The 12,639-nt window shown below is 43.4% G+C and carries 13 protein-coding genes; all 13 read right to left on the reverse strand.

The genetic code is table 11. The features are described from left to right. Positions 1-52: 52 nt before the first annotated feature. The 13 genes from ACQKPA_RS32335 to ACQKPA_RS32395 all read right to left on the reverse strand — a co-directional run bounded on the left by ACQKPA_RS32335 (position 53) and on the right by ACQKPA_RS32395 (position 12,253). Positions 53-1,141, reverse strand: a complete 1,089-nt coding sequence (locus ACQKPA_RS32335) for a phosphoadenosine phosphosulfate reductase family protein (RefSeq protein ID WP_427496370.1) — start codon at positions 1,139-1,141, stop codon at positions 53-55. A 717-nt stretch (positions 1,142-1,858) separates the two neighbouring features. Next, positions 1,859-2,575, reverse strand: coding sequence for a hypothetical protein (locus ACQKPA_RS32340; RefSeq protein ID WP_427496371.1), 717 nt, complete (start codon positions 2,573-2,575; stop codon positions 1,859-1,861). Positions 2,576-2,974: 399 nt separating this feature from the next. Continuing rightward, positions 2,975-4,063, reverse strand: a complete 1,089-nt coding sequence (locus ACQKPA_RS32345; protein ID WP_427496372.1) for a phosphoadenosine phosphosulfate reductase family protein — start codon at positions 4,061-4,063, stop codon at positions 2,975-2,977. Positions 4,064-4,120: 57 nt separating this feature from the next. Beyond that, entirely contained in the window at positions 4,121-4,264 is a 144-nt protein-coding gene (locus ACQKPA_RS32350; protein ID WP_427496373.1) for a hypothetical protein, read from the reverse strand. 820 nt (positions 4,265-5,084) lie between these two features. Then, on the reverse strand, positions 5,085-5,369 hold the full coding sequence (locus ACQKPA_RS32355) for a hypothetical protein (RefSeq protein ID WP_427496374.1): 285 nt from the start codon (positions 5,367-5,369) through the stop codon (positions 5,085-5,087). Continuing rightward, positions 5,369-5,662 (reverse strand): hypothetical protein, encoded by a 294-nt coding sequence (locus ACQKPA_RS32360; RefSeq protein ID WP_427496375.1) that lies wholly within the window; start codon positions 5,660-5,662, stop codon positions 5,369-5,371. Before ACQKPA_RS32360 ends, ACQKPA_RS32355 begins: the two co-directional genes overlap by 1 nt. Before the next feature lie 48 nt (positions 5,663-5,710). After that, entirely contained in the window at positions 5,711-5,869 is a 159-nt protein-coding gene (locus ACQKPA_RS32365) for a hypothetical protein (RefSeq protein WP_427496376.1), read from the reverse strand. A 544-nt stretch (positions 5,870-6,413) separates the two neighbouring features. Then, on the reverse strand, positions 6,414-7,181 hold the full coding sequence (locus ACQKPA_RS32370) for a hypothetical protein (RefSeq protein ID WP_427496377.1): 768 nt from the start codon (positions 7,179-7,181) through the stop codon (positions 6,414-6,416). Between the two features lie 258 nt (positions 7,182-7,439). Then, complete coding sequence (locus tag ACQKPA_RS32375; RefSeq protein WP_427496378.1) at positions 7,440-8,942, reverse strand: DNA cytosine methyltransferase; 1,503 nt, start codon at positions 8,940-8,942, stop codon at positions 7,440-7,442. A gap of 545 nt (positions 8,943-9,487) precedes the next feature. Next, positions 9,488-9,901 (reverse strand): DNA-directed RNA polymerase subunit alpha C-terminal domain-containing protein, encoded by a 414-nt coding sequence (locus tag ACQKPA_RS32380; protein ID WP_427496379.1) that lies wholly within the window; start codon positions 9,899-9,901, stop codon positions 9,488-9,490. A gap of 105 nt (positions 9,902-10,006) precedes the next feature. Next, on the reverse strand, positions 10,007-10,279 hold the full coding sequence (locus ACQKPA_RS32385) for a hypothetical protein (RefSeq protein WP_427496380.1): 273 nt from the start codon (positions 10,277-10,279) through the stop codon (positions 10,007-10,009). A gap of 227 nt (positions 10,280-10,506) precedes the next feature. Then, a complete protein-coding gene (locus ACQKPA_RS32390) occupies positions 10,507-11,907 on the reverse strand; it encodes a DNA cytosine methyltransferase (RefSeq protein ID WP_427496381.1) in 1,401 nt (466 codons plus the stop codon). A gap of 37 nt (positions 11,908-11,944) precedes the next feature. Continuing rightward, positions 11,945-12,253, reverse strand: a complete 309-nt coding sequence (locus ACQKPA_RS32395) for a hypothetical protein (protein WP_427496382.1) — start codon at positions 12,251-12,253, stop codon at positions 11,945-11,947. Positions 12,254-12,639: the final 386 nt, after the last annotated feature.

The raw sequence follows: 12,639 nt of genomic DNA on the forward strand, positions 1-12,639 counted from the left end.
GGCGGCGGCATGCGGCCGGACCGGACAGCCCGGGCGCTGAAAACCGCCCGCCCTACTGTGGCCCTCCCTCGCATCCCCGATCTGCGCCGATCGGCATGACCCACTCTTTCATGATTAAATCATCTACACCGAATGATCGACTCAGCGTAAGATCAATCCAACCTGGTAACCGCGGATCCTCCAATGGCAGGACTTTCTCGAGCGCTCCTTTGGCTGCTTTTTCAATAAGATTCATATCCACGTTGACGGTATGACCAATTTCGATTTCGGTATCCACGAATTGCTGAAAACGTTCAGCAGCGATATGCTGAATGGCCTTCCATTGATGTTTTGTAGAAAAAACACACCCCATACAAGACACTCGACCAAATCCAAGATAGTAGGCTGGATGCGGCATGATATTAAACGCTCGATGCAGCTCAAACATTTTATGTTTACAGTCATCTATGACAGGTCTCCAGTGGTGCACGATACGGGATTTTGTGCTGGATATATGTTTCTCCGCTTTATGATAATTCGCCCGGTTACCTCCCTCAGATCGGCGCTCACCGGTAATAAAGAGTATCTTTTTAGGATTCATCGGTGTCCCCTTCAACCGTGGAGTGTTACACAGCACGCGCCTGGCTGGATCCGATTTAGCCGCAGCACTACACCAACGGATCTGAAGATCTGCACTCTGTGCCGGAAACTTACGCCTTGTGCTCTTCTTACCTTTGGTTGTTGGAAGGCGAACAGTCTGGCCATCTTCTTCATAGAATACATCTCCAGTCAATCGATTTTCGCGCATCAACTCCCCATATAACCCCTGATCCCTCCATTGGTAATAAACCGGTACGCCAAAATACTTCCCAACACTCTCAATATACGATTCCGTACAAGGCCAGTCCCAAAATTCTCTGTACTGATCCCCATGTCCATCTACGCATTGGTGCCATAATTCCAATTTAGATAAATCCAATCCCTGTTTAATAAGTTCGAAGAGACAGCCCATGGAGTCGGCACCGGCAGAAATATTTAAGATGACATGATCATACTCGTTTAATGGAAAAATCTCGATAGGATCCCCTGGCTTAATCTCCAGGGGCATGTCCATAGGAATACCGTCCAAGTCAAATACCAGTTGCTCATGGACTGTATTCATGATGCAATCTCTCCTTTATTTGATGTGATCATATCTTGCCGTGCCGAGTTCTTCTCGGTACCTTCCAATACAGGATTTTTATATAATGATTTGACGTACTTTAATGCCATTGAATTGATAGATCAATAGAATATATGTCTCAATATCATGTTTGGCACATATGCGAGAGTTTATGATTCTGTTTTATTTGGTAATATTAAGATAATAAGAAACAAAATTGTAAGTAGTAGTTGTCTAAATAAAATGATACGATTCATTTGAAATCAATGCCTCTTTGGAAAGGACAATCTATAATGACAAAGAAAAGGATTTACCATTATTTGATTATTTCTGTATTTGTGAGTCTGCTAACTTCAACATACTGGACTAACATTACCTCTAAAAACGATCCTACAGGTTTATCTTCCACTGATTTATTTTATGCCATTTTGATGTATGCAGCGGTTATTTACTGTTTTGTTTTACTTATCGGAGGTATCACTTCAACAATTGTACATCTCTTTACAGGCAATTCTTTGATATTACTAGTAACGTTCTTATTAGTTGGAGTTGTCTCATATCTTATCGCTCAGTGGTTTAACATTGAGCATGCTTATATCTTTATTATAAGTGCTTTGATTTTCGGTCTATTGGATATATTGTTCTACAAAAAGTGGGGAGAGTAATCTCCTTTCTAAGTAAAAAATCCCATCTAATTCAGATGGGATTTTTCTGTATTTAAAAAGCATTTCGCAAGCGTAACATATTGAATACATAACGATCTGATAACCGAGGGGCTTGAATCCATTGGCCATTTGCTTCAACATTCATTTGAGTTGAGTTAGAACCGTCGAGTATTACAGTATTTGTAGGGGAAAGCCCCATGTTTTCAATATCACTTCTTAAAACAGGAATAGTCGCACTCGCTATTACCATCAAGTAAACACTTGTCCCTTGAAATGATACTGCTGTTCTCTTTAAAGGCAGATTATAAGAGGTTCCCCAACTTGACTCATTAAAATCAGTTCCACCAACAATCATTCTTACGTTTGCTTTTCCATAATTCCCGAATACATCATTTGCTGAAGATGCATACATATATGCTGGTGTCGATACCCCAGATGAATTTCTATATATGAAAAAGGTCTTTCTACTAAGAGGATTCGCGGAAGTTCCGTTATACAAATAGTTTTTAGATAAAGTCCTACCTTCAACCGTAATCGTTTGATTTTCATCTTCTTCAGCCCAAGCAATTGACCTACTTGCTGTTGGGGGACGATTATAACCTTCATCAGCTGCAAAAAAACCACCATTGATACCCATATAAGTTGTGTTATGCACTGGTCTTAAAATTGTCTCCGGCTTAACATTACTTGCCCCGGTTCTTATAATATGATACGGCTCCAATTGGGCAGGAATTCTCTTCCATGTGGAATAGGTGTAGTTAATCGCCATTATCTCAACACTCCTCATGAAGTCTATTTAAGATATTCCATAAATAAAAAATGAAAAATCTTATAAAATATCATATTAAGACCAATTAAATTTGATACAATTTTAGATTCCTGCCTTTTACTTACTAAAAGGCTAAATCTTGATTTTGTGTAAGTGTTTGTAAAAAGGGACGTGCGTTCTTGTTTTTTGTTTTTTGAGAGGATTCCCCCGAATTGTCCCTCTATTTTGCCCTCTTCTACTTGTTTCTAACACATACACTCGTGGTTTTGGAGCGAAGACTCTGTATAGTTTCCAAAGCACCATTAAAAAGGGGGAACTTTGTGTCATTGTCTCCAACCAAGATGGTAACTTTATGTCATAAATTTATGACACAAATGTACTCATGATGCGATCTCTCCTTTATTCGAGGTGATGATATCTTGCCGGTGCCGAGTACTTCTCTGTACCTTCCAATACAGAAACTTTATACTTTCCAAGTCTTCGTTCTTTAACCAGTTTCATATAAATCGAACGAAATCCGACTTTCTTCCACGGGTAGCCAATGATCTTTTCAGTTACGCACCACTCCTCTAACATTTGCGGATGCCGTTCACCTAAGATCTCAATCTCCTTGTTCGAAGCAAATGGGCAACCGGCGCATGCACAACGCTTAACATAATGGTAGACCTGGTTAAAGGGTGCCCGGACCCAGAATATCATTTCCCAGACTTCTTCAATCGTAAATTCCAAAACCGGACGCTGTGTGTATCGAAGGATAAGGTCATCCCTGGATTCATAGGGGAGTTGGGAGCGATTTTCAGATTCAGCCCATCTCTCGCCACATAACATGAGGGGCGCCGGCTGTTTGACTTCGATCGGGGTCTTATCCCGAAAACGTGCAATAGGTGGTATTTTGGCTCTCCCCTGTTTCCGTACTTGATCAAAGCCCTGCTCATCGAGGTAATCCCGTTGCGGCAGCATCTTTAAATTTTTGGTGCAGTGCCGCCTCCCCATCATTGGCCAAAAGGGCATTCGCTCACGTAAAAGCCGATGGATCCCTTCCGTCTTCAGAGGCGTAATGGGAATACCAATCCATGATTCATAAATTGGATGAAAATTATAGGTTTCGGGCCACTCATCCTCCGTATCTGCAAACAGCATCATCAGTTGTTCCTTGTCATACTTCATCGCTGCCAAAATAGAAACAGCTTCACTGTCTTTGCCCAGACTAAAAGAAACACACACTTTTTGATTCGGGGATAAGTCCGGCAGTCGCTGCAAGCTCAAAATCATCTTATCCGCAAGATCTCCTGAGAGTTCACCGGAAGCTTTCGCATCCTGGATACGATACATCCATTCATCACAAGTATGATTTGGCATATGGTCAGAAGGGGTATATCCTTCCGGTACCGAGAATACAAAATGACTCTCGCCCACAGGCCCTTTACAGCTCATAACGAGTTCGTTGTTATCGTTAATTTCGAACAGTGCGGCGACTGGCTTTTTCATCCGTTCATCCCCCTAGAAGTGTGAAATAAGAACTTGTCCCGATGCGACCCTTCGTTGTTATTCTTCGATAAAAGGACCGGACACAAAGTCGTCCGGGTCCCACGGCCAATCAATAAAGCTTTCGTCAACTTCACTTGAAAGTTCGCTTTCAAAACCATGATCTTGCCTTGGATACAAGGCATCAAAGTCGTTATAGGTCATCGTTTCCCCTCCGTCGCACCGTGGACGTATTGCAATAGCTCACAATACTCTCCACTGAATTTTTTATACAATCGGCTTTGATAAACGGCTTCCCAGCAGCCCGTATTCATGGCTGAGATTATCCGCTTGATGTCCGCCTTAGTGCTGCGACTATTGGATCGTTTAGCTTGAATTTTTTTCAGAATACACTCGATCAAGACATTCACTCCCTATTTGGATTCAAACCCCTTAACATCCGGCTTCGGGGGCCAGTCTAGCCAAGCGGCGATGAGCGTTCTTTTGATTTTGGTTTGATGAGCAGTTTTCCTTCTGCAGGCGCAGTGAGCGTATGTAGTTTTCAAAGAGCAAACATCCGTGTGTCGTAGCCGTCAAAGCGCGTTTACCACGGGGATATTCGCAGTGCAAGGGTCTGCCCGAAGGGATGGGCGTTCTCGAAAGAGAAAAGCCACCCTTGCTCGGAGGATGGCCGTGTGGTTTGCTATGATCAACGGATACGACTCACGTTCTGGATGTGCCTGAAGAAAAACGTAAGGAGTTACAGCTGCAGCATGGATGAGACAGCGAATCAAATCGTCTTTGGCTTCGTATCGAATGATCAAACGATCAGTCGGTGAGCAAATCATGCAATTCTTTTGAGAAGGTTTTTTCACCGTAGAGGTTGCATCGAGGGCCAGGTATCTGGCCACCTATTGAATCCGCGGGACCGCCACGCAGGCGGTACTTCCATTGGCTTATACAAAAAAGAGGCCAACCGGCCTCCCTTTGCTCTTATATATTGTTACTAATCCAAACTGGCGGCTTCTCAGCTTTAAGCAAATCATCAATACAGTGATCCCAATGTCACCAAATTAAGCTCATGGGTCTCACTAATTTCATACCCGGCCTCCTTTAAAAAAAGAAGGATCTTGTCCATGGCATTCTCAAAACCTGGACTATTCAATAATTGGGGGAACATGCGCCTCCATTGAGCGAGATAACTACCATCCAAAACAAACGAATTCTCAACAAGCCACACTTTATCATCAAAATCCGCATTGCTTACAATATATGCCGCAAATTCTTTAACTCGGCCTTTCAAACTACTAGCACGAAATTTCACCATCATTACCACTCCTCTGAATAATCAACTGTATAATTCTCGTTTTCCTCTGGTTCAAACTCATTATTCTGAATTTTGATAAGCAGAGTATTAACAAATGGTCTCAATCCAGCTACTTCTTCAACTGATTGATTCAGATGATCCACCAGCTGATCCTTTGATATATGCAGTGTTACCTCATCATCAAATTGGCCAAACTCAATCAAAACCAATAAATCCTGAAGAAACTGATCTAACTCTGCATTCGTGTCATTTGTAGCAGCCACCACGTAATCATTTACTTTATTGTGACTCAACATTAAATCTCATCTCCTTTGATGGATCCATCTTTATTTAGGGGAAGAATCTTAGTCAATCAGGTAAGTTACATCAGAAACCTTGCTATTCATCCCATCCTTAACTGCCTGAGTGATTTCATTTTCTGAATAGCCCTCAGCGATTAGCTTGTTTCTCAGCTTGAAAGCAATCTCCTTCTGATCCTTGACTGGTAATTGTGCAATATACATACAAATCATCTCCCGTAACTGATTTTCCTCTACCTAACATCCGGCTTCGGTTGCCGGCCTAGCCGAGCGGCGATGAGCGTTCTTTTGATTTTGGTTTGATGAGCAGTTTTCCATCTGCCGGTTAAGCGTTGGCGTATGTAGTTTTCAAAGAGCAAACATCCGTGTGTCGTAGCCGTCATAGCGCCCTTACCGCGCAGGCTTCCGGAGTGCAAGGATCTGCCCGGAGGGATGGCGTTCTCGAATGAGAAAAGCCACCCTTGCATGAAGGATGGCTGCGTGGTTTGCTATGATCTACGGATACGACACACGTTTCGGATGTGCCTGAAGAAAACGTAAGGAGCCATGAGCGACAGCTGGAGGAATTAACCTGCGATTCAAACCCTGGGCGACTTCCTCGAGTCTTCCTACATCGGTTTGGGACTTTCCGGTCAAAACCGGGATGGCCGCAACAAAGAATAAACAAAAAAGAGACCCCATTGAGTTGGAATCTCTCTTTTTTAATATCATTAATTTTTTGATCTCCATATGATCAATAAGGAGGCCTTCAAATCCCGTATTCTTCCGGCCAAATGATTTCACGGGCTTTGGGGTAACGACGGTATAAGTCACCCCGTTCTATTTTTTCATCCCATCCTCGAACACTACCATCATCAGCTTTGAAGTCCTCCAGAGCATCTGCTACTTCATCCATGCCAGCCTCACGAAGTCTTTTGATTGCATCCTTGTGAGTGACTACTTTTAGTTGTGTTTTATATTCACTTGAAAGGTAAGCAATGGTTTCTTCTGTAAGATCCGGTTGCTTCTCAAGTAGATCAATCATGCGATGAGCAGCCTCTTCAGTAATGGCATAGAGCGTATCACCGATGCGAGGGCGAATATCTAAGCCGGCTTCAGCAAAGGTAATGCCTTGCTTTGGTCCAAGCACCCATTCAAGATCAACGGAGTAAGGCCACTGGCCACCGACTTCTTTCATCGTTGAGGTAACCCTGGTCATCCCGATTACTCGTTTCACTGGGTTAGTAGCATAGATAAACATCATCTGTCCTGGGGTAACTTGTTCTGCTGTTTTTTTGCGGTTTTTTGGGAAGCCAGCGGTCGGATATGATTCATGAGTTTGTGTGTAAATACCAGGATAGACAACCTTAATAGACCAGTCACCGGCCGAATTTGATACCCATTCACGGTCTTCAGGTACGTCATTCTTCATATCAATGGCTCGCATCACTGCTTGCAGTTGATCTTCTAATGACTTGATCTTACGTCCGTATTCATCAATCTTCTGTTCCAATAAAGCAACTTTATCCGTACTCATGAACATCGCTCCCTCACGATTTAATCATTTCCTGAAATTAGGATACAACGTATATCGTTTGGAGTCAAGTGTTTTAGGAACATATATATTTGGAGTTGTATATAATATACAACTCCAAATATAAGAAAAGTCATTTGAGGCTTTGATGAAGGTTTTAGCTTCTCGTGACATGCGTCGTCCGGCCAGTGTTCTTCTGGCCAACATATAATCCGCAGGACCGCAACGCGGCGGTCCTTCCTTACGCAAAAAGCCAGTTTCTTATACACTGGCTATCTTTAACTTCGAGGTAAAAGAACTGTTGAATGCATTAATAGCTTTTCGAATGACATGTGCTATTGCCTTCGTTAACTGAACTGGCACTCCGTTAGCCACTTGTTGCTGCTTGGCAGTTAGTCCTCCTTGAAAGATGAACTCATCCGGCAGCCCCTGAAGCCGAGCACACTCTCTCACGGAAAGGATCCGATCGTCTTCAGGGTGTAGCAGCATCGCCTTCCGAGGCATCACGACCGTTACGGCCGGCTCGTCCCACTCAAGGCGCTTATACTGGTTCGAGTGAGTACCTTTGGGACGAATCTCATCCGGAATATGACTGATATTCCCTCCTTCTGGAACGCTTCGAATCCTTCCTAGGGTCTTGGCATTTACTTTGGATATATCAGCCTGGTTGGGGACGTCCGGATCCAGGTTACTAAAGGCGAAGCGAACATTTTTTTCTCGTTGATTGCTTTCTGCGTTCGGCAACCTGATCTCCCCTATTTTAGATCCGATAAAAATTGCCCTTTTACGTGGTTGGGGAGATCCGAAGTCTGCTGCGTTCATCACACCATATTGGATTTCAAATTCTTTGAGCTCGTCCAGTATCTCATCTTTGAATTGGCCATTGCCGGCACTTAATATTTGAGGCACATTCTCCAGTACAAACACCTTGCAATTTTGATTCGATTTAACAGCCTCAATATACTCTCGTACCAGACGATTATTAGGATTATCGAGATAATTGGTATTTCGATTTGAATTAGAAAAACCCTGACATGGTGATCCCCCGATCATAACTGGAGAAGTAAAGTATGATCGATCTATTTGGGTAATGTCGCCATGGTGAATGTGATCCCCAAGATTATGGCGATACGTTCGCACAGCATCGGCATCTTTCTCTATCGCAAATGCGATGTCAAAACCAGCTTGAGCAAAGGCGAAATCCATCAGACCAGCCCCTGAAAACAAACTGTCTATTTGTAAGGGGATGTGGAGATGCTGAAGAGCCTGCCGTATACTCTTATATGGGATATCAACATCGAGGCTAGAACCATACCTATCAGTGACTTTCTGAAATTCGTCTCTGGATATAACAAACTCAGCTGTTTGCTTAACTCGAAGGAAATCCTGAATACCTCGTATTTTTTTGTCACTCGTTTTGATTGGATCTGAAGCATGTTGGCTGGTCGGGTCATCTGCATCCGCAACGAAACCTCGAACAACAATTTCTTCTTCATAGATATCAACTTGTAAATAAGCGCAATCCTTGAAAGCATCCAGAACCTGCTTGCTTCGAATATCAAGCACCGGCTTAACACTATGCTTCAGCTCACGTTTGGATACCGTATTACCTGGGGACTCAGAAGGTAGAATGATGATCTTTCGATTAACACGGTCAATGACATATCTAAAATGAGTACCTGGCTGAAATACGGTATGGCTTAACTGACGATCCTGAAGGTATATTCCTCTACATGAGTTTTTTGCACGCCGTGTTCTGATCATGGTAGCGCCCCCTTTATAATATGAGAACCAATCTTCAGGCTGGTCCCTATAGAATCAACGAAATGAGTTTTTACATATCCTAAACACCTGGTTATGTGCCGGCCTAGCCAAAGCGGCAATGAGCGGAATCTTTTAAGGTCTTACCGGTGTTAAGCGCATGAAACGCCTGCTGAAGCTTTTGTGAATTTATGAAGTTTTCAAAGAGCTAAAACACCAGTATAACGTAGCCGTCATAGCTTATTTGCCACACCGGTTCTCGTAGTGCAAGGGTCTGTCTGAAAGACCGGCAAAGCCGCCCTTGTACGAAGAGGTTCGGTGTGGCCGGCTAGGATGGTGGTTACGTTATGTTTACGGGTGTGCGATTTGAAATGCAGAATAACGAAACGACTGCGAAGGTATCTTTTGTGCGGAAACCGGCGTTTTCCTTCTCTGAATCAACCTGTACATCCTTAGCTTCTCGCGTTACTTTAGTTGGATTTGCAGTACACGATCTGTAATTTGAAACTAAAAAAAGCATCTGGATTTTAGGTCCAGATGCTTTTCGCCTATTTAGTTCTGTTCTTTACCTGTAGGTTCCACAAAAGCTCTGCAAAATGCTTCTGAGAACCAACGCCAAAATTCCGAACAAATCTCAGGTCATATGGCGTCTTCTGTAATAGTTCCGCAACCGACGTACAACCCATTCGATGCAATGCATTTGAAATGCGAGTATTGATGTGAGTATCCGGAGACAATTCTACGAGCTCTTGAATGGATTTCTCCTGAATATGCTGCGGTAAAGTGACCAATTCCATAAGTGGCTTAGAATCATTTTTAGCCAAGAAAAACCAATTTGTAGAAGACTCTTCATTTAAAAGAACGCGCTGCCTGGCCTCTTCAACTTTAGGATAAAGAATATGATAATTTGGATCTTCGTTATTCTTGTTTAATGAATCGATCAAATAATCGAGCTCGCCCATCGATAAATTCCTTATGAAAGCCATCTTCCATCCCCCGTAATCAGTATTAGGTATACACAGTCTTTGAAAAGCCACTAGCTTACCCTGCTGCTACGTCTGACTGTTTCAATTGCCAAGTTCATTAATTCTCCAAACACCTTGAAGTGAATATTTTTCAACCAAATATTTTAGATAAACAAAGTAGCTCTGATGAAGGTTTCTTTCCCACGTATCATTAATTAATGAGGTAATGGCAGCTATTTGCCCACGAACGAAATTAGATTCTTGTTGATACTTTAGGCCAGTTAATGACTTTTCAATTCTTATGTACTCATTTATTAGAGTAGTAAGTCCTTCTCGTATCGCTTCAGTTGAAATTATTAAAGAAGGAAAATTCATGTCCCCATGATCATTCCTTTCTATCAAGCTTTCTTCAGTATAATTCTACCATTCTACTATCGACAACAGTACCCAAAAAACGCGATATACTGAGGTTTTCTACAATCATCGGAACGCAAAGGAGGATTAGAAGAGCAATGGAATCTACCGGCTCTTAGCAGCCTGCTGCTTAGAGCCGGTAAGTCGCTTGCCCTTCCCGACTGAACGAGCTGGGGGAACATACATGTTTAATAAGGGAATGCCACCTGACCATTTGCTTCATGAATCAGCTGATGTGAAAACTCATCAGATTCACGAGAATCAGATACCATGGATCGGTACCGGGTTCCCATCATAGCAGTTATTACCGATATGCCGATCGATTTTACCACGTATCCATCAACACTCTGACCGATCAACTTAACCCGTTCAGATTCCCCCATATAATCCGGAAACTCGTAGGAATCTGGGATATTCATAAGTCGCATCATCTCATCCGAACGGAACATTCGCCAACAATCTTTCTCGGGATGCTTTAAATAACTAGACGTCACTTGTACCTTGCCATATGAGTAAGGGAACGCAGACACCCTTTTACTCTCCAGACTAACCAATGTGTGATTCTTTTCAGCTTTAAAATTGTTGTTCCCCGACTTCTTCAAAAGACCTTCCATCGTCGTGCCTTCAATTGGGCGCCAATCGCCAACCTCCCAATCCTTCCCAAGCACTTGCTTAACATTCATTCGCCGATGTTCTGGAAGATTCGGCAGCTGCGGCCATTCAAAATCAGTCTCTTCACGAAAGAATACAGCATACCCTCGAGTCCTCGAAGCTACCGACCCCAAAGCATACGCATCAATCACCTTCTCATGTACATAAGGAAAGAAAGGTTGTAAAAGCTTCTTCAGCTGCGCGTATGAAGTGCTCTTGTAATACTGTGGAACCTGCTCAATCATAACCACACTGGCACCAGAAGCAAGAACCAAACGGGCATAATGTGGACCATGTCCTTCGGTAACACCACCATCCATTACACCTATGGAGGAATATCGTACACAGCTAGGTGACAACCAACATACGTCAGCAGAAGGAACATAGCCCGTATGCTTCCGGGTCAAATCCCCCAGATATACAGATCCTCCTCTGAAATTATGCATGTAGGCATCTATCGCAGCCGGCCACATATCCAGTCCACCGACTGCCTCGTAAAAACCAGAATCACAAAGCGCGGATGTTGCGAGGCCTCCTCCAGCCGGCGCAGAATACAGTCGAAGCTTTTGCAATTCCACACCTTGCAGTATCGGCTTCTCTACGAAAAACAGATCAAAGGAACGTTCCCGGCGAATGACAATCATTCCGTCACTAATCAGCAGATCAATTCGTTCCCGAGCATGGATGACAGCCGTTACCTCTTTACTGCATGCTTCGAACAAAGGCCGAGGATGAGCCCAGCTGGGACGTTTGCGTTTGGAAATCGTGCGCTCCATGGAATCGCTACGAGTCAAAATAATCGCATCACGCGTAATCGTTTGCTTCACACCCTGTCCAACTGCAAAGCCGGCTGCTTCCAATGATGTAGGCTCAATCCAGATCCGAGTATTTTCACGGTGATAACCGGTTATCATGTTACGCACTAATTTCACGGCCATGCCATTTTTCGCCCCTTTTACGATTTGCGGTGTGGATTTATAAGGAGAAGCTACCTAAAAGCTGATCAATTTTCCGCTTGAAATAACGATTCATTTTTCGATGCATGAAAGCTTCGACTCGCTCAGTCTTCGACTCCGTCCACGCTTGAAGCTCGTGTTTATGAATTCTTACATGGTAGACCACTCCATCCAGTGGCACCTTGATCTTCTCACCTTTGGGATACCGACCGAGGTAGTCGTGGATTACGGTCATCTTGGCATGCTTAGCCCCGTTGTTTGTAAAGTAACCGAGCAGCAATATAGGTTTCCGTGGCGATGACCGATAGTAAATGCGAATTTCACTCATAGTTACTCCCCTCACCAATTACAGTCATCTTCATATAGAGTGGATCGGTTGGATAAGGCCCATTCTAAGAGCCCTTTCTCCCCTTCCTCCTGCCTCATCTGGTAATGCCATTCTCCGTTGTCCTCCACTTCGTCTGGGCAATCAGAAAAATCCGGATGAGGGTTATAATTCAACGTTCCAGCCCCTCCACATTTAAAGCAAACTCCATTGGCGACATGCCTCCATCGAACCTTTCCGGAGCCATTACATTTAGTACATGAAAATTGGCCTTCCATTGGATTGACCCTCCTTAAATATTCTTCAAATCCATTCGTTTTCAAGCTATATGGACCTTGCCTCGCTACCTGTAGATTTCCTCGCTACCTGTAGATTTCCTCGCTACCTGT

Origin of the sequence: Paenibacillus sp. NPDC093718, assembly GCF_050279985.1 — a bacterium.
In the GTDB taxonomy this organism is placed as follows: Bacteria; Bacillota; Bacilli; order Paenibacillales; family Paenibacillaceae; genus Paenibacillus_AQ.